Genomic DNA, 17,600 nt, shown 5'->3' with positions numbered 1-17,600 from the left:
CCCGCTCCGTGCAGACGGAGCGGGGCGCGATCGCTTCTGTTTGGTCTCAGGCCCGTGCCACCAGCACCCCCAAGGTCAGCAGGCCCAGGACCGACCAGCCGAACCACAGCCAGCCATTGCTGCCCAGGGCCACGCTGTAGGCGGTCACCAGGACCAGGCCCCCCACCGTGCATATCGCCATCGCCTTCGCAGATCCGGGCATCCCCGTAACCTCCTCAACGAGGCCCCGGCCGCACCTCCCGGGGTCCTGACGCTCAGGGGACCATCGTCCCCCGGCCATGGCCCGGTGCGCTACCGCCCGCGCGCCTGCAGCGAGGCGAGGTAGGCGTTGTACGCCGCCAGCTCCGCGTCGCCGTCCCGGTCCGCCATCCGGTCCGTGCGCCGCGCCTGCCGCTGCTCGGACCGGTACCACTGGTACACCAGCGCCAGCAGCACCAGCACCGAGGGGATCTCACTGAACGCCCAGGCGATGCCGCCGGCCGCGTTCTGGTCGCTCAGCGCGTCGACGCCCAGCGACGCCGGCGGATTCTTGTACGTGTCGATCATGGGCTCGGACGCCATCATCAGCGAGATGCCGAAGAAGGCGTGGAAGGGCATGCCGGCGAACAGCTCCAGCATCCGCATCACATAGCCGGGCCGGTGTGGGCCCGGATCCACGCCCATGATCGGCCAGAAGAAGACCAGGCCGACCGCGAGGAAGTGCACCATCATCGCGATGTGCCCGGTCCTGCTGCCCATCAGGGTGTCGAAGAGCGGGGTGAAGTACAGCGCGTACAGGCTGGCGATGAACAGCGGAATGGTGAACACCGGATGCGTGATCACCCGCATGTAGCGGCTGTGCAGCAGCGCCACCAGCAGCTCCCGCGGGCCCTTGCGCCCGCGCCTGGCCGCCGGCAGCGCGCGCAGCGTCAGGGTCACCGGCGCGCCCAGCAGGATCAGGATCGGCGACAGCATGCTGATCACCATGTGCTGCACCATGTGCACGCTGAACATGACCATGCCGTAGTCGTTGAGCTTGGTGCACATCACCAGCGCCACGCTCAGCACGCCGGTGACGAAGGCGATGACCCGGCCCACCGGCCAGCGGTCGCCACGCCGCCACAGCCGGAACACCCCCCAGCCGTACAGGGCGATCCCCAGCGAGCAGCTGATCAGGAAGAACGGATCCCCGCTGAACTCCAGCCCTCTCGACAGCGTGAACGGCGGCAGATCCATCATCATGTCGTGCCCGCCATGGCCGCCGTGGCCGCCGTGCTCCATCCGCTCTCTCCCATTTCGCACCGGTGCGTCCGCACCAGACTAGAACCGCCCCCGCCGGGACCACGCGGCAGGGCCGCATATCGGTGCCGTGGGCGGGGGCGGTTCTCGTACGCCTCGAAGGGCCGTGCGCCTCGGGAGGTGCGTCAGCTCACAGCACGCACTCGGCCTCGGTGTACCGCTCGGCGGGCACCGTCTTGAGATGCTCGACCGCCTCGGCCAGCGGCACCAGGGTGATGTCCGTGCCGCGCAGCGCCGTCATCATCCCGAACTCGCCCCGGTGCGCGGCCTCCACCGCGTGCCAGCCGAACCGGGTGGCCAGCACCCGGTCGTACGCGGTCGGCGTGCCGCCGCGCTGCACATGGCCCAGGATCACCGGCCGCGCCTCCTTGCCCAGGCGCCGCTCCAGCTCGACGGAGAGCTGGCGGGCGATCCCGGCGAACCGCTCATGGCCGTAGATGTCCTTGCCGCCGGTGTCGAACTCCATCGTCCCGGCGCGCGGCTTGGCACCCTCGGCGGCGACCACGATCGCGAACTTCTTGCCCGCCTCGAAGCGCCGCCCCACCACCTCGGTCAGCTCCTCGATGTCGAACGGGCGCTCCGGCACCACGATGGCGTGCGCGCCCGCGGCCATGCCCGAGTGCAGCGCGATCCATCCGGTGTGCCGCCCCATGACCTCCACGATCAGCACCCGCTGGTGCGATTCGGCGGTGGTCTTGAGCCGGTCCAGCGCCTCCGTGGCGACACCGACGGCGGTGTCGAAGCCGAAGGTCACATCGGTGGAGGCGATGTCGTTGTCGATGGTCTTGGGCACGCCGACGATCGGCAGTCCGGCGTCCGACAGCAGCCGGGCGGCCTTGAGGGTGCCCTCGCCACCGATCGGGATGATGGCGTCCAGACCGAGGTCGGTGACATGGCCCCGGGCCCGCTCGACGCCGTCCCGCAGATGGGCGGGCTGCACCCGCGAGGAGCCCAGGATCGTGCCGCCGCGCGCCAGGATGCCGGCGACGGCGTCCAGGTCGAGCTTGCGGAAATCGCCCTCCAGCAGGCCCTTCCAGCCGTCGTGGAAACCGATGACCTCATCGTGGTGGTCGACGACGGCGCGGTGCACGACCGACCTGATGACGGCGTTCAGACCGGGGCAGTCGCCGCCGGAAGTGAGCACACCAATACGCATGTGTCCGTGATACCTCTGCAACTCGGACGGACAGGGCCGGACCCCGTCGTCCGGTTCGGATCAGGCAACCATACAAGCGCCGGACGGGCTTGAAGCTCAAGCCCGTCCGGCAGGCGGACACGACGGGGACTCAGGCCGACTGCGAGGCCGCGGCGATGCGCTCGGCGCGCAGCGCCTCGTACCACTGGTCGTTGACCGGCGGCAGCGCGTTCACATCCAGCGCCAGCTTCAGCAGCAGGTCCGCGATCTGCGGGTTGCGGGCCAGCACCGGGCCGTGCATGTAGGTGCCGAAGACGGTGTCGTTGTACGCGCCCTCGTAACCGTCACCGGTGCCGTTGCCGTTGCCGAAGCGGACCTTGGCGAACGGGCGGGCGGTGGGGCCCAGGTGGGTGACGCCCTGGTGGTTCTCGAAGCCGGTCAGCGGCGGCAGCCCCAGTCGCTCGTCGATGTCGGCCAGCACGTCGCCGACGCACCGGGCGCCCTCGCCGCGGGTGGACACCACGTCCAGCAGCCCCAGGCCCGGCTCACGCTGCCCCAGGTCGTTGATGAACTCGTGGCCCAGGATCTGGTACCCGGCGCACACCGAGAAGACGATGGCGCCGTTGGCCACCGCGCGGTTCAGCCCGCCGTCGCGGCGCAGCCGCTCGGCGGCCAGCCGCTGCGGCCGGTCCTCGCCGCCGCCGATCAGGTAGATGTCCCCGGAGGTCGGGATCTGCTGGTCGGAGCGGACGTCCAGCCGGGAGACGTCCAGCCCGCGCTGGCGCGCCCGGCGCTCCACGACCAGCGCGTTCCCCTGGTCTCCGTACGTGCTGAGCAGGTCGGGATAGACCCACACCAGGCGCAGACTGTTCTGGCTCATGCTCCGATTCCTTCTCCGTGCTGCGGACGGGGCTCCGTAGGGGTCAGTTGCCGACACGACGACGCAGATCCTGGAAGGCGGTGTAGTTGGCGATGGTCTCGATGCGGCCGGGCGGGCACAGCTGGACGGCCTCGTCCACGCTCTCGCAGACCCGGAAGTCCAGGCCGGCGACCTCCAGCCGGACCGCGAGGTCCAGCCTGCGGTCCCCGATGACGCAGATCGGGTGCCCGGCGAGCCGGGTGTAGTCCACGTCCCACAGCCAGGAGGTGTCCGTGCCGTCGGCGCCGCGCGCGTTCACCGAGAGGATCACCGGGGCCGGCGGGCCGTCGATGAGCGAGAAGGTCTCCAGCCAGCCGGCCGGGTTCTTCGCCAGCAGCAGGCGCAGCTGGCGGTCGTTGAAGGTCACCACGTCGTACCGGCCGGCCACCGCCTGGACCTGGTACATCCGCTCCAGCGCCACCTGCGGCGGCACCCCGAAGACCGCGGCCACGGCGGCCGAGGTGGCGGCGTTGGCCTTGTTGGCGCGGCCCGGCAGCTGAAGGTGGATCGGCCAGGCCGAGCCTTGCGGGTCGAGCACGTAGTCGCCGTTCAGCGCCCAGCTGGGGGTGGGGCGGCGGAAACCGCACTGGGCACAGCCCCAGTCGTCACCCGGACGCTGGAGCACCCCGCCGCAGGACGGGCAGGACCACGCGTCGTCCTTCCACTCCTGACCGGCGGCGACCCACACCACGTTGGGGGAGGAGGACGCGGCCCAGACGATCAGCGGGTCGTCCGCGTTCGCCACCACCACGGCCTTGCTGCCGTTCAGGCCCTCGCGCCACTTCTCCGCGAGCATGCGGGTCTCCGCCGCCCGGTCGAGCTGGTCGCGGGAGAGGTTCAGCAGCGCGATGCACTTGGGCTCGGTGTCCCGGGCCACACCGGCCAGATACTTCTCGTCGACCTCGATGACGCCGTAGCGGGCGTCGGAGCCACCGGCCAGCGCGGAGGTGATGCCCGCGGGCATGTTGGCACCGAGCGCGTTGGAGACGACCGGGCCGGCGGCCCGCAGCGCCTCGGCGATCAGCCGGGTGGTCGTCGTCTTGCCGTTGGTCGCTGAGACCAGGGTCACGTCCAGGTGCTGAGCGAGCCGGCTCAGCAGCTCGGGGTCGAGCCTGAGGGCCACCTTGCCGCCGATCACCGAGCCGCTGCCGCGGCCCGCGGCCTTCGATACCGCAGCCGCGGCCTTGCCCGCCGTCACGGCCAGCTTGGCCCGCGGCGACAGCGGCGCCGAATTGCCTGCCATCGTCCTAGATCCTCCTTGCGTCCAGCGCCGCGCCCTCCCCCCAGGGCCGCCGGGTGGATACGTCCCTCCGTGCCGCATCGCCAGTCGGGAGGCAACGGTCATGGATCAGCCTATCGAGAGACGGCCCTCGGCCCGAATCCTCCCCCACCAGCCCCCGGCCGCGGGGGAGCCCCACCCACGGGTCTTCGGCCGTGGGAGGTACGCCATCCCACGGCCCGTACCCTTGCGGGCATGCGAAACAGCGCGATCCCCGGCAGCTCAGGCACCGTGCACCCGATGCGGCTGCTCGGCGACCCGGCGCTGCGCACCCCCTGCGAGGAGGTGACGGTCTTCGACGCCTCGCTGGCCCGGCTGGTCGAGGACCTGTTCGCCACCATGTACGCGGCGCAGGGCGTGGGTCTGGCGGCGAATCAGATCGGGGTGGGCTTGCGGGTCTTCGTCCACGACTGCCCGGACGACGAGGACCGGCGCCACCTGGGTCACATCGTCAATCCGCGGCTGGTCGAGGCGGACGGGGTCGTCATCCGGGGCCCGGAGGGCTGTCTGTCGCTGCCCGGTCTGGAGGCGGGCACCCCGCGTTTGGACCGCGCCGTCGTGGAGGGGGTGACCATGACCGGGGAGCCGATACGGGTGGAGGGCACCGGGTTCTTCGCGCGCTGCCTCCAGCACGAGTGCGATCACCTCGACGGCGGTCTCTACGTAGACCGGCTCACCGGACTGCGGCGGTACCGGGCCCTGCGGGCCGCCCGCAGGGCTTCCTGGGCCCGCTGACCCGGGATTCGCCGCCCGGCCCGCCGGCTCAGAAGCCGGGACCGTCCTGGCGGTCGCCGGCGGCGGCCAGGCGGCCCCACAGCAGATCGGTGAGATTGCGCACAAGCTCGGCGCGCGGGCACGGCCGCTCCCGCAGCCACCAGTCGCCCGCCGCGTACATCATGCCGACGATCCCGTGGCCCCAGGCCCGGGCCGTGGCGGTGCCGCCCTCTCCGAGGTCGACGCGCTCGATGATCACCTCGGCCAGTTCCTCGCCCATCCGGCGCAGCAGCGGCGCCGAGTGCAGCCCGACCTCGAAGGCGCGCTCGGACTCGGTCTGCTGTCCGTCCTCGGCGGGGTGCATCAGGAAGCGGTACACCTGGGGACGCGCCTCGATCGCCGCCAGATAGGTGTCCAGCGTGGACTCCACGCGCTCGCGGCGGTCGCTCGGGGCGTCCAGCGCCGCGCGCAGCGAGGCGAGCAGCGCGTCGGTGTGGCGCTCGGCGAGCGCGCGGTACAGGCCGCCCTTGTCGCCGAAGTGGCGGTAGAGGATCGGCTTGGTGATGCCCGCCTCGGCGGCGATGGCGTTCATCGAGGCGCTCGGTCCGTCCCGCAGCACGACGCGGTCCGCCGCTTCCAGCAGCTCTCTGCGGCGTGTCAGCGCAGCCTGCCGCTGGTCCTCGCGCTGGCTGGTCCCGGTGTTCATGAGGTGGCCTCCCCGCCCCTTACGTTCCATGCCCCCGGTGTTTCTGGGGTGCCTGCGCAACGTAACACCTCTGTGCAGGTGAGGGGCTCGATGGCGGGGGGAGTTGACATGGACTACTCGTCGGTAACAGACTCACGTTACCGCTAGTAACAAGCTTTGTTGGAGGGGCCATGGCTGAGTTCTCGTTCGAGCTCAACGACGACCAGAAGGGCGTACGCGACTGGATCCACGGCTTCGCCGCGGACGTCATCCGCCCGGCCGCCGCGGAGTGGGACGAGCGCGAGGAGACGCCGTGGCCGATCATCCAGGAAGCCGCCAAGATCGGCATCTACTCGCTCGATTTCTACGCTCAGCAGTACTTCGACCCCACGGGCCTGGGCATCCCGATGGCGATGGAGGAGCTGTTCTGGGGTGACGCGGGCATCGCCCTGTCCATCGTGGGCACCGGTCTGGCCGCCGTCGGCGTCCTCGCCAACGGCACCGAGGAGCAGATCGGCACCTGGATCCCCCAGATGTACGGCGACGTCCACGACGTGAAGGTCGCAGCCTTCTGCTCCTCCGAGCCCGACGCCGGCTCCGACGTCGCCTCCATGCGCACCCGGGCGGTCTACGACCAGGCCAAGGACGAGTGGGTGCTGAACGGCACCAAGACCTGGGCCACCAACGGCGGTATCGCAGGCGTCCACGTCGTCGTGGCGGTCGTCGACCCCGAGCTGGGCTCCAAGGGCCACGCCTCCTTCATCATCCCGCCGAACACCCCGGGCCTGTCCCAGGGGCAGAAGTTCAAGAAGCACGGCATCCGTGCCTCGCACACCGCCGAGGTCGTCCTGGAGGACGTGCGGATCCCCGGCTCCTGCCTGCTCGGCGGCAAGGAGAAGCTGGACGAGCGGCTGGCCCGCGCCCGCGAGAAGGCCAAGGCGGGCGGTGGTGAGAAGGTGAAGAACGCCGCGATGGCGACCTTCGAGGCCTCCCGTCCGGCGGTCGGCGCGATGGCGGTGGGCACCGCCCGCGCCGCGTACGAGGTGGCCCTGGACTACGCCAGTACGCGCACCCAGTTCGGCCGCCCGATCATCGACAACCAGGGCATCGCCTTCCAGCTCGCCGACATGCGCACGCAGATCGACGCCGCCCGGCTGATGGTGTGGCGCGCCTCCTGGATGGCGGTCAGCGGCAAGAGGTTCGACGCCGCCGAGGGTTCCATGTCCAAGTTGTTCGCCAGCGAGGTCGCCAAGTCCGTCACCGCCCAGGCCGTGCAGATCCTCGGCGGCAACGGCTACACCCGCGAGTACCCGGTGGAGCGGATGCACCGCGACGCCGCGATCTACACGATCTTCGAAGGCACCAGCGAGATCCAGCGGCTGGTCATCGCCCGCACCCTCTCCGGCGTCCACATCCGCTGACCCCCCTTGGCGGGTGGGGCGGACTCCGCGGCTGTGGGGGCCGCGGAGTCCGCCCCACCCTTTCCCCGGCTCCGCCCTTCCCCCGGCTCCGCCTTTCCCCGGCTCCGCGCCCTGCCTCAGGCGTCCGGCTCGCCGTCCCGGCCCCACAGCAGGTGCGTGGCGTACGACCGCCAGGGCCGCCAGCCCTCGGCGTCCGCCGCGTCCGCGCCGATCTCCCGCATCCCGGCGCGCACCGCGGCATCCCCGTCGAGCAGCACGTCCGGGTCGCCCAGGGCCCGCATCCGGATGTAGCCCGCCGTCCACCGGCCGATCCCGGCCAGCGCCAGCAGCTGCCGCTCGGTCTCCTCCCGGTCCACCCCCGCGTCCAGGCTCACCGAGCCGTCGGCGAGGGCGGTGCCAAGGGTCCGCAGCGCCTCGCGCCGGGCCTGCTCCACGCCGATCTCCTCCAGCGACGCCTCGGCCACCACGTCCACCCGCGGGAACAGGTGGGTCAGCCCCCCGTCGGCGGTGGGCAGCCGCTCGCCGTACGCCGCGACCAGGGCCTCGCCCAGCCGCCGGCCGGCGGCCACCGAGACGTCCTGGCCCAGTACGGCCCGCACCGCCAGCTCCTGCGGATCGGCCGCCCCGGGCGCGCGTACCCCCGGCCGACGGGCCACCAGCGGACCCAGCACAGGATTGCCGCCCAGCCGATCGGCCACCGCGTACGGGTCGGCGTCCAGGTCGAACAGCCGCCGCATCCGCTGGGTGGCACAGGTCAGGTCCCGCAGCTCGGCCAGGTGCAGCCGGCACTCCAGCCAGCCCTGGTCCCGCGGCCCCTCGGCCACCTCGGCCACTCCCGCCCCGTGCGGCAGCCGCAGCGTACGGCGGTACACCCGCCGCCCGCGCGCCCCGGTCACCTCCTCGACCCCGGCGATCGCCCGCCGCTGCAGGTAGTCGAAGAGCCCGGCCGCCGCGTACTGCCCGCGGTAGGCCAGCCGCAGCGGCACCCCGCCCGCCTGGCCCTTGCCGGGCCTCGACTCCCGTCCGGCGGTCGCCCGCAGCTCGGTGGGGGTCGCCGCGTAGACCTCCCGGATCGTGTCGTTGAACTGGCGCACGCTGGCGAAACCGGCCGCGAAGGCGACGTCCGCGGTCTGCAGCCGGGTCGTCTGCAGCAGCACCCGCGCGGTGTGCGCCCGCTGTGCGCGAGCCAGCGCCACCGGCCCCGCGCCCAGCTCCGCGTTGAGCTGGCGCTGCACCTGCCGGGCGCTGTAGCCCAGCCGCACCGCGAGCCCGGCCACTCCCTCCCGGTCCACCACGCCGTCCCCGATCAGCCGCATGGCGCGCCCCACCACATCGGCGCGGGCGTTCCACTCCGCCGAGCCGGGCACCGCGTCCGGCCGGCAGCGGCGGCAGGCGCGGAACCCCGAGCCCTGGGCGGCGGCCGCCGTCGGATAGAAGCGGACGTTCTGCCGCTTGGGGGTGACCGCGGGGCAGCTCGGCCGGCAGTAGATCCCGGTCGTGGCGACCGCGAAGAAGAACTCGCCGTCGAACCGGGCGTCCCGGCTGCACACCGCCTCGTACCTGCTGTCTTCGTCCATCACGCCTCCACTGTGCGCGATCCCGGCAGCCGGGTGCTGGCGGAATTCGGACATCGGCCCGCTGCTGATGCGCACCCCGGCGGGCTGGGGGACCATGGGAGCGCGAGATCGACAGCGCCCTGCGCGACGGCCGCGGCAGCGCCCCGGTGCGGCGGTGCGGTGGCCTGGGGCACTCCCCCTGACTCCGCCCGGGGACCCCGCCCTGGGGCCCCGGCGGACGACGTCCGGGGGAGGACGCGATACGGAGGGACGATGGCCGGACGGCCGGGGCCGGGGGACGGCAGCCGACAGGACGGCGGCGGTGCACCCAGCCTCGAGGGTCAGGCCGTCCTGGCGCTGCTCGCCGCGCCCGACGCCGACTCGCTGCTGGCCGCCGCGCTGCGGGCTGCCAGGACGTTCCTGCCCTCCGCGGGCGGCGTCGGGCTGCTCTACCGGCTCGACGCCGACGGCATGCTCCGCCTGGCCGCCGCGCACGGCGGCGACGAGGGGCTGCGGGACCGCTACCGGATCATCTCGGCCGACGCCGACCTGCCGGTCGCCCAGGTGACCCGGGAGCACGAGCCGGTCTACACCGCGCCCGGCGAGTACGACGCCGTCCGCGGCGACGCCGGTGACACCTGCGACGCCGGTGTGCCCACCGAGGCGATGCCCGCCGAACTGGCCGTGCTGCCGCTGCTGGTGGGCACCCGTTGCATCGGCGCGATCGCCCTGGACCTCAGCTGCGACGGGCCGGTCTCGCTCGCCCGGCACCGGTCCTTCCTCACCCTCGCCGCCCTGTGCGCGCACCGCTTCGACCAACTGCTCGACGAGGAGCCGGGCGGCGCGCCCCGCCCCGCGGAGACGCCCGGGGCAGGGGCCGGAAAGCGGCGAGTGACGCGAGAGGGGCGTGCCCCCGGCCGGGACCGGCAGGTCCTCCCGCTCCAGGCCCGCGACCGCGCCACCATGCTGGAGATGGCCATGGCCAACGCGGCCATCGGCTCCTTCGAGTGGGACTTCCCCACCGGCCACCTGGTGTGGGACGAGCGCCTGTGCCGGCTGTTCGGCATCGCCCCGGCCGAGTTCGACGGGCGGATCGAGACCTTCGTCGAGGCCGTGCACCCGGAGGACCGGCCCAAAGTCGACGCCGCCGCGAAGGAGAGCTACGTCAGCGGCCGCTACCACGTCCGCTACCGCATCGTGCGCCGCGACGACCGGGCCGTGCGGTGGATCGACGCCGAGAGCCGCGTGCTCTACGACCCCTCCGGCGAACCGCGCGGGATGATCGGCGTCGGCCGGGACTGCACCGAGGAGCAGAACCGCGAGGACGAGCGGCAGGCCCGCAAGGACTCCGTACTCAACATCACCCGCGCCTTCACCGCCGCCTCCACCACCGAGGACGTCGTGGCCACCGTGGTCACCACGGTGCTGCCGATGCTCGGCGCCCAGCGGATGGTGCTCTACCTCCTCGGCGCCGACGGGGAAGTCCACCTGGTCGGCGCCCACGGCTACGCGGAGGAGGACCAGGAGCGGCTGCGCGAGATGGGCCGGATGGGCCTGGAGATGTCCTCGCTGTCCGACCTCAAGCGGGGCGAGCCGATGTTCTTCGAATCCCGCCAGGACTTCCTCGACCGCATCGCCGACGAACGCATGGCCCCGCTCGCCGGGCTCCACGCCTGGGCCATGCTGCCGCTGTTCACCTCCGACGGCATCCTCGGCGCCTGCGTGGTGATCTACCACCACCCGCGCGTCTTCACCGCCGACGACCAGCTGGTCGCCGCGGGGGTGGCCGGCATCCTCGCCCAGTCACTGGCCAGGGCCCGGAACTTCGACGAGCGGCGCGGCTATCTCACCGAACTCCAGCGCGCGATGCTGCCCAGCAGCCTGCCCCTGCTGCCCGGTCTCGACGTCCGGGTGCGCTACCGGCCGGGCTCGGACGGCCTGGACGTCGGCGGCGACTGGTACGACGCCCTGCCGATGCCGGACGGGCGGGTCAGCGTCATCATCGGCGACGTCCAGGGACACAGCGCGCGGGCAGCCGGGGTGATGGGCCAGCTGCGCATCGCGATGCGCGCCCAGTCCGCCGACGGCCACCAGCTCGCCGCGCTGATGGAGCGCGGCAACCACACCCTGCACGACATGGACACCGACCTCTTCGCCACCTGCTGCATCGTCGCCATCGACCCGGCGTCCGGCCGGCTCCAGGTGGTCCGCGCCGGGCACCCGCACCCCCTGCTGCTCGCCCCGGACGGCAGCGTCACCGTGCTGGAGGGCCCCGGCGGCCTGCCGCTGGGCATCTTCCCGGACGAGAGTTACCCGGTCACCGAGGCCACCCTCCCCGAGGGCGGCACACTGCTGCTCTACACCGACGGCCTGATCGAGAAGCCCGGCACGGACTACGACGACGGGGTGGCCGAACTCGCCCGGCGGATCGGCCACTGGGCCGGCGCCGGAGGCGGGCCCGACGGGGTGCCGGACCTGGACCGGCTGGGCGAGCAGGCCATCAACCCCGCCGTGAGCGCCAGCACCGGTGACGACGTGGCCCTCGTCCTGGTCCGCCGCCGCCCCCGCGCGGCCGGCCGCTGATCGGCGCGCCGGAGCGGGACACGGCACCGGTGGAGGTGGTGAGGTAAGGCCCGCGGATGTTCCCGGGCGACCGCGGATCTTCCCGGGCGGTGGAAGGGCGGTATCGGCGTTGGCGGCGAGAACCTGGCGAGCGGCGAGCGAAGCGAGATTGGGGGTCCCCCCGGCCGAAGGCCGGGGGAGAGGCGGGGGTCCCCCCGGCCGGAGGCTGGGGTGGCTGCCGCTCCCTCAGCTGAGGTACTCCGCACGGGTGTTGACCCGCTGGAGCCGTGGCCTGCCCGGCCGTCTGGCCCGCCCCGCCGACCGGTGCGGCGCGGCGGCGGACGCGGCGTCGGCCAGGTGGCGGATCCGGTGGACCGCACTGCTGCCGAGCGGCGCTCTCCGCCGCCAGGTCAGTGGTCGGGGCCCCCTCGCGCCGGGAGGCGCCGCCTGGTGGAGCCTGCTCCGGCTGTCGCTGCTCCTGGTGCTGCTGACCTCCCGGCTCGGCACCCGCCGGCGGGCCCTGCTGGTCGCCCTGCTGAGCCGGTCATCAGCGCGCCTGCGCCACTGGACCGCCCGCCGGCGCTGAGCCGCGTCCCGCCGGGAGGGGACACCGGGGCGCTCCCCGCAGGACAGTGAGGTAAACGAAGCCGCACGCAGCGATCGACCAGGATTCTTCACTGTTCGTGGGGGCACCTCCCAGCGGCAGCGCTGGGGGAGAGACGCCCCGGTGGCACCGACCCCCGACGGCAGCACCGTTCACAATGCCGCCCCCGGTACGCCAAATGCCTGTACCCCCCGAGCCCATCCGCGCACTCGGCCCCGCTGCGCCCGGGGATCAGCCGCCCGGCCTGCGACGCTGACCCTCGTGTTCAACCTGACCGACGTGCTCAAACGGCTGGTGATCGGCCGGGCCATGCGCAGCGAGGAGTTGCACGAGACCCTGCTGCCCAAGCGGCTGGCGCTGCCGATCTTCGCCTCCGACCCGCTGTCCTCGGTGGCGTACGCGACTCAGGAGATCCTGCTCGTCCTCACTCTCGGCGGCCTGGCGTATCTGCACTTCACCCCGTGGATCGCGCTCGCGGTCGTCTGTCTGATGACCGTGGTGGTGCTCTCCTACCGGCAGGTGGTGCACGCCTATCCGAGCGGCGGCGGCTCCTACGAGGTTGCCTCGACCAACCTCGGACCGGCCGCCGGCCTGGTGGTCGCCGCCTCGCTGCTGGTCGACTACGTGATGACGGTGGCCGTCTCCGTCGCCTCGGGTGTGGACAACATCATCTCCGCCGTGCCCGAACTGGCCGAGGTACGCGTACTGCTGGCCCTGGCCTTCGTCATCCTGCTGACCGCGGCCAACCTGCGCGGCATGCGCGAGTCGGGCCGGGCCTTCGCCGCGCCCACCTACCTCTTCATCACCGGCGTGCTGATCATGGTCGGGACGGGTCTGGTCCGCTATCTCCTGGGGGACGCGCCGGTCGCGGAGAGCGCGAAGTACGGCATCGAGGCGGAGCACGGGGACGCGGACCTGGCCGGCCTGGCGCTGCTGATGCTGGTGCTGCGCGCGTTCTCCAGCGGCTGTACCGCGCTCACCGGCGTGGAGGCGATCTCCAACGGCGTCCCCGCCTTCCGCAAGCCCAAGTCGCGGAACGCGGCGACCACCATGGCCGCCATGGGACTCATCGCGGTGGCGATGTTCAGCGGGGTCACCACACTCGCCATCATCGCCAAGGTGCACATCACCGAGGACGCCTGCCGGCTGACCGGGCTGGACGGGTGCTCGGACCACACACAGCGCACCGTCATCGCCCAACTGGCCGCCGCCGTCTTCGGCGGCGACAACAGCGTGGGCTTCTACGCCATCCAGGTCACCACCGCGCTGGTGCTCATCCTGGCGGCCAACACCGCCTTCAACGGCTTCCCGCTGCTCGGCTCGATCCTCGCCCAGCACCGCTACCTGCCGCGCCAGCTGCACAACCGCGGCGACCGGCTCGCCTTCTCCAACGGCATCGTGGCGCTGGCCCTGGTCGCCGGGCTGCTGCTGTGGGCGTTCAAGGCCAACGTCACCGACCTCATCCACCTCTACATCCTCGGCGTCTTCACCTCCTTCACGCTCTCCCAGGCCGGCATGGTGCGGCACTGGAACCGCGAACTGCGCGGCGAGCCCCAGTCCGCCGTGCGCCGCCGTCACCAGCTGGCCCGGGTCGTCAACGCCACCGGCGCGGTCGTCACCGGCCTGGTGCTGGTGATCGTGCTGGCCACCAAGTTCCTCGCCGGGGCGTGGCTGGCGGTGCTCGCCGCCGTCCTGCTGTGGCTGATGATGCGGAACATCCGCCGGCACTACGACGGCACCGCGGCCGAGCTGGCGGTCAGCGACCCGCGCGACGAACTCGCCCCGCCCTCCCGGGTGCTGGTGATCGTGCTGGTCTCCACCATCCACAAGCCGACCCTGCGCGCGCTGGCCTACGCCCGCGCCCTCAAGCCGGACCGGCTGGAGGCCCTGACGGTGGCCGTGGACCGGGCCGGCGCGGCCGAGCTGGAACGCCAGTGGGAACAGCTCGACGTCGACGTGCCGCTGAAGGTGATCGACTCCCCCTACCGCGAGATCACCCGGCCGGTGGTGGAGTACGTGCGCTCCATCCGGCGCGCCGGGCCGCGGGACGTGGTCAGCGTCTTCATTCCGGAGTACGTGGTGGGCCGCTGGTGGGAGAACTTCCTGCACAACCAGTCCGCGCTCTGGCTGAAGAGCCGGCTGCTGTTCACCCCGGGCGTCATGGTCACCAGCGTCCCCTGGCAGCTGCGCTCCTCGGCCCGCGCCGACCGCCCCGCCGCCCGCGCGCCCGGTGCGGTCCGCCGTGGCGAGCCCTCCACCCCGCGCGCCCCGCATCCGGGCCCCAAGGGCTGACCGGGCGCGAGGTACCGAGCCCGCTTCCGCGCGCCGGGGGTCGTCAGCTCCGGAGGGCAGGCGCGGCCCAGCGGCCGAGCTCCTCGGGGGTGCGCGGCCCGGGCTCCCCGGCCGCGAGCAGTCCGTGCGCCCGCAGCACCTCGGCGGCCGCCATGCCCCAGGGCCGGCGCAGCCGCGCGGCGTCCAGCAGCGGCTGCTCGGCCAGCAGCCCGCCCACCTCCCCGGTGCGCAGGCCGTCCGGTGCGAGCACGGCCGCGTCGTCCGCCCAGCGCAGCGCGAGGTCCACGTCGTGCGTGGCCATCACCACCGTGGTCCCCTGGTCCCGGAGCTGCCCGAGCACCTCCAGGAGCCGCTCCTGTCCGTGCGGGTCCAGGCCCGCGGTCGGCTCGTCCATGATCAGCACCCGCGGGCGCATGGCGACGGCCCCGGCGATCGCGGCGCGCTTCCGCTGCCCGTACGACAGCAGATGGGTGGGCCGGTCCCGCAGCGCGGTGATGTCCAGGGCCTCCAGCGCCCGCTCGACCCGGTCGCGGACCTCCTCCTCGGGCAGGCCGAGGTTCATCGGCCCGAACGACACGTCCTGCTCGACCGAGGCGGCGAACAGCTGGTCGTCCGGGTCCTGGACGACCAGCTGGACGGTGGTGCGCAGCCGGGTCAGCCCCTTGCGGTCGTAACCGACCGGCGTGCCGTCCAGGCGGAGTTCCCCGGTGGCGCAGCGCAGCCCGCCGCTGAGCAGCCGGAGCAGGGTGGTCTTGCCGCTGCCGTTCCGGCCGAGCAGGGCCACCGAGCGCCCCTCGACGATGGTGAAGCTCACCCCGTCGAGCACCGTGGGGCCGTCCTCGTAGGCGTAGCCGGCGTCGATCAGCTCCACGACGGGCAGCGGGGTCATAGCGCGAACCTTTCGATGACGAGAGTGAGGGCGACCAGGCCCGCCAGCAGGGCCGCGGTCGCGCCCAGGAACCGCGCCGAGACGGCCGCCGGGGGCACCAGCACCCGCAGCGTCCCGTCGTACCCCCGGCCGGCGAGCCCGGCCTGGAGGCGCCCGGCCCGGTCGAAGGCGCGGACGAACGCGGTGGCGCCCAGGCCCGCCAGCGACCGCCAGGCGGCGGCCCGGCCGGTGTGGCCGAGCCGGGCGGCCTGCGCCTGCCGGATCCGGCTGATGGCGTCCAGCAGCAGGAAGCTGATCCGGTACATCACCAGGGCGACGTCCACGACGGCCGCCGGAACCCCGGCGCGCACCAGCCGGGGGAGCACATCGGACACCGGCGTGGTGAACGCGAACAGCAGCACACCCAGGGAGGCCGCGGCGGTGCGCAGCAGGAGCTGCCCGGCGTGCTCCGGGCCGTGCGGGGCGAGGGACACCAGCCCCGCGGAGCCGCCCACCTGGAACAGCAGCGGGACGGCACCGGTGACGCAGAAGCCGAGCGGGACGCGGAAGGCGCGCCACAGCTGACGCCCCGCCACCCCGGCCGGGCCGAGCAGCACGGCCAGGGTGGCGGCGGCGACCAGCGGGGCACCGGGCCAGGGCGGCAGACAGACCGCCGTGACGGTCAGCCCCAGGCCCAGCGCGGCCTTCTCCAGCGGATGGCGGCGGCGCCAGCGGCTGCTGTGCGCCGCCGCGTCGATGGGCAGCACGCGGCTACGCCGTCCGGCGGCCGGAGCCGCCGGCCGTTTCGGTGCCGACGGTCCCGGCGCCCGCTGTTTCGTCGCCCGCCGTCCCGGTGCAGGCCGTTTCGGTGCCGGCGGTCCCGGCGCCCGCCGTCACGGTGGCCGCGGTCGCCGACTCGGCGCCGGTCACCTGCCGCTCGGTCGCCATCCCGGCTGGAGCCTGCTCCGCGGCCGCGCCGCCGGTACCGGCCTGGGGCACCTTGGCGGCCTGGGCCTCAGCCGCGCCGGCCATCTCGGCGGCCTTGGCCGCCTCCGCCGCCCTGGCCTCGCCCTGGCGCCGCCCCTTGCGCAGCCCGAAGTAGTAGGCCAGCACGCCCCCGCCGAGTGCCGCCTGGAGAGCGAACAGCGCCGACTCGATCTCTCCGGAGGGCGGTTCGTACAGCGGCGAGAACCACGGCTCGTAGTCCGGCTTGTTCTCGGTGATGGCCGTCTCCGCCTGGGCGTCGGACCCGGTGAACGGCTCCTCCTTGTCGTCACCGAGCCCGAGGGCCAGCGGCAGGACGGCGAGCGCCGCCACCGCGGCCAGCAGCAGCGCGTTGATCCTGGTGTTGCGGTTCATCGGGCCACCGCCTCCTTCGCGTCGGCCGGCCGCTCGTCCCGGGCCAGGACGCCCAGCCGGGTCAGCTCGCTCTTGCTGGACTGCGTCAGCAGCCGCACCACCAGCACGGTCAGCAGTCCCTCGCTGACCGCCAGCGGGATCTGCGTGACCGCGAAGATGCCGCCGAACTTCGCCAGCGCACCGGCGAACCCGCTGCTGGGGTCCGGGAAGGCGAGCGCCAGCTGCACACTGGTCACGCAGTAGGTGCTCAGGTCGGCGACGAACGCCCCGAGGAACACGCTGACCATCAGCGGCAGTCGGAAGCGGCGCAGCAGCCAGTAGACGCCGTATCCGGCCCACGGCCCGACGATCGCCATCGAGAAGGCGTTGGCGCCCAGCGTCGTCAGCCCGCCGTGGGCCAGCAGCAGAGCCTGGAACAGCAGGGTGATGGTGCCCAGCACGGCCATGATGGGGGGCCGGAAGAGGATCGCGCCCAGTCCGGTGCCGGTGGGATGCGAGCAACTGCCCGTCACCGAGGGGATCTTCAGCGCGGAGAGGACGAAGGTGAAGGCGCCGGAGGCGCCGAGCAGCAGGGTGCTCTCCGGGTTCGACTTCACCTCCCGGGTCAGGGACCGCACGCCGTGGATGAGGAACGGCGCGGACGCGGCACCCCAGGCAGCCGCGTGCAACGGGGGCAGATACCCCTCAGCTATGTGCATGGGAAGGGAGACCTCTCCAACACCTCGTGGATGGACGACACGCCTTGGCCGGTCTCCTGGCTGACGGGTCGTGCCGTCTCGGCTCCGCCTTCCCGGGCGCCGCGGTTCCCCGCGCCGTCCCAGTGGCCGCCCCGAGGGGCAGGAGCCGGACTTCCCGATCACAGTGGCGAGGGCCGCACCGGTTTCTCCACCGGTTTCCCGTCACCAAGGCGCTGCGACTTTAGTGCTCC

16 protein-coding genes and 1 riboswitch are annotated in these 17,600 nt (G+C 73.0%); of the genes, 5 read left to right on the top strand and 11 right to left on the bottom strand.

Translation table 11 applies throughout. The features are described 5' to 3' along the window. Positions 1–46: 46 nt before the first annotated feature. The 5 genes from AC4BDD_RS02025 to AC4BDD_RS02005 all read right to left on the bottom strand — a co-directional run bounded on the left by AC4BDD_RS02025 (position 47) and on the right by AC4BDD_RS02005 (position 4,575). Entirely contained in the window at positions 47–202 is a 156-nt protein-coding gene (locus tag AC4BDD_RS02025) for a hypothetical protein (RefSeq protein WP_490689218.1), read from the bottom strand. Positions 203–291: 89 nt separating this feature from the next. Beyond that, positions 292–1,260: a cytochrome c oxidase assembly protein gene (locus tag AC4BDD_RS02020; RefSeq protein WP_490691619.1), complete on the bottom strand. Its 969-nt coding sequence runs from the start codon at positions 1,258–1,260 to the stop codon at positions 292–294. A gap of 148 nt (positions 1,261–1,408) precedes the next feature. Further along, on the bottom strand, positions 1,409–2,434 hold the full coding sequence (locus tag AC4BDD_RS02015; RefSeq protein WP_490689217.1) for a 6-phosphofructokinase: 1,026 nt from the start codon (positions 2,432–2,434) through the stop codon (positions 1,409–1,411). A 130-nt stretch (positions 2,435–2,564) separates the two neighbouring features. Beyond that, positions 2,565–3,293 (bottom strand): type 1 glutamine amidotransferase, encoded by a 729-nt coding sequence (locus AC4BDD_RS02010; protein WP_490689216.1) that lies wholly within the window; start codon positions 3,291–3,293, stop codon positions 2,565–2,567. Positions 3,294–3,336: 43 nt separating this feature from the next. Continuing rightward, complete coding sequence (locus AC4BDD_RS02005; RefSeq protein ID WP_490689215.1) at positions 3,337–4,575, bottom strand: Mur ligase family protein; 1,239 nt, start codon at positions 4,573–4,575, stop codon at positions 3,337–3,339. Positions 4,576–4,806: 231 nt separating this feature from the next. Here AC4BDD_RS02005 and def point away from each other — a divergent pair, with 231 nt between their 5' ends. Then, positions 4,807–5,346 (top strand): peptide deformylase, encoded by a 540-nt coding sequence (gene def, locus AC4BDD_RS02000; RefSeq protein WP_490689214.1) that lies wholly within the window; start codon positions 4,807–4,809, stop codon positions 5,344–5,346. A gap of 28 nt (positions 5,347–5,374) precedes the next feature. On the opposite strand, the gene AC4BDD_RS01995 is transcribed toward def, so the two are convergent. Then, positions 5,375–6,031, bottom strand: coding sequence for a TetR/AcrR family transcriptional regulator (locus AC4BDD_RS01995; RefSeq protein ID WP_490689213.1), 657 nt, complete (start codon positions 6,029–6,031; stop codon positions 5,375–5,377). Between the two features lie 170 nt (positions 6,032–6,201). Between AC4BDD_RS01995 and AC4BDD_RS01990 the strand changes: the two genes are divergently transcribed. Continuing rightward, on the top strand, positions 6,202–7,431 hold the full coding sequence (locus tag AC4BDD_RS01990) for an acyl-CoA dehydrogenase family protein (RefSeq protein WP_490689212.1): 1,230 nt from the start codon (positions 6,202–6,204) through the stop codon (positions 7,429–7,431). A gap of 116 nt (positions 7,432–7,547) precedes the next feature. Here AC4BDD_RS01990 and AC4BDD_RS01985 read toward each other — a convergent pair whose 3' ends face one another. Continuing rightward, complete coding sequence (locus AC4BDD_RS01985) at positions 7,548–9,008, bottom strand: AlkA N-terminal domain-containing protein (protein WP_490689211.1); 1,461 nt, start codon at positions 9,006–9,008, stop codon at positions 7,548–7,550. Positions 9,009–9,260: 252 nt separating this feature from the next. Here AC4BDD_RS01985 and AC4BDD_RS01980 point away from each other — a divergent pair, with 252 nt between their 5' ends. The 3 genes from AC4BDD_RS01980 to AC4BDD_RS01970 all read left to right on the top strand — a co-directional run bounded on the left by AC4BDD_RS01980 (position 9,261) and on the right by AC4BDD_RS01970 (position 14,445). Next, positions 9,261–11,570, top strand: a complete 2,310-nt coding sequence (locus AC4BDD_RS01980) for a SpoIIE family protein phosphatase (protein ID WP_490689210.1) — start codon at positions 9,261–9,263, stop codon at positions 11,568–11,570. Positions 11,571–11,817: 247 nt separating this feature from the next. Next, on the top strand, positions 11,818–12,135 hold the full coding sequence (locus AC4BDD_RS01975; RefSeq protein ID WP_490689209.1) for a hypothetical protein: 318 nt from the start codon (positions 11,818–11,820) through the stop codon (positions 12,133–12,135). A 327-nt stretch (positions 12,136–12,462) separates the two neighbouring features. Further along, positions 12,463–14,445, top strand: a complete 1,983-nt coding sequence (locus AC4BDD_RS01970; protein ID WP_490691618.1) for an APC family permease — start codon at positions 12,463–12,465, stop codon at positions 14,443–14,445. Positions 14,446–14,488: 43 nt separating this feature from the next. Here AC4BDD_RS01970 and AC4BDD_RS01965 read toward each other — a convergent pair whose 3' ends face one another. Genes AC4BDD_RS01965 through AC4BDD_RS01950 form a run of 4 tightly spaced genes read right to left on the bottom strand, consistent with a single transcriptional unit; the run spans position 14,489 to position 17,370 of the window. Beyond that, positions 14,489–15,334 (bottom strand): energy-coupling factor ABC transporter ATP-binding protein, encoded by an 846-nt coding sequence (locus tag AC4BDD_RS01965; protein WP_490689208.1) that lies wholly within the window; start codon positions 15,332–15,334, stop codon positions 14,489–14,491. After that, positions 15,331–16,080, bottom strand: a complete 750-nt coding sequence (gene cbiQ, locus AC4BDD_RS01960; RefSeq protein WP_490689207.1) for a cobalt ECF transporter T component CbiQ — start codon at positions 16,078–16,080, stop codon at positions 15,331–15,333. The genes AC4BDD_RS01965 and cbiQ overlap by 4 nt, the downstream gene beginning before the upstream one ends. Positions 16,081–16,084: 4 nt before the next feature. Next, positions 16,085–16,672 carry an energy-coupling factor ABC transporter substrate-binding protein gene (locus tag AC4BDD_RS01955; RefSeq protein WP_490689206.1) on the bottom strand — a complete coding sequence of 196 codons (588 nt, stop codon included), beginning with the start codon at positions 16,670–16,672 and terminating at the stop codon, positions 16,085–16,087. After that, entirely contained in the window at positions 16,669–17,370 is a 702-nt protein-coding gene (locus AC4BDD_RS01950; protein WP_490689205.1) for an energy-coupling factor ABC transporter permease, read from the bottom strand. The genes AC4BDD_RS01955 and AC4BDD_RS01950 overlap by 4 nt, the downstream gene beginning before the upstream one ends. Before the next feature lie 29 nt (positions 17,371–17,399). Beyond that, positions 17,400–17,594, bottom strand: a riboswitch (cobalamin riboswitch). Positions 17,595–17,600: the final 6 nt, after the last annotated feature.

Source organism: Streptomyces sp. JLBT605 (assembly GCF_058215555.1).
Note: the sequence above shows the minus strand (reverse complement) of the source record. Positions and strands in the feature narration are given on the sequence as shown.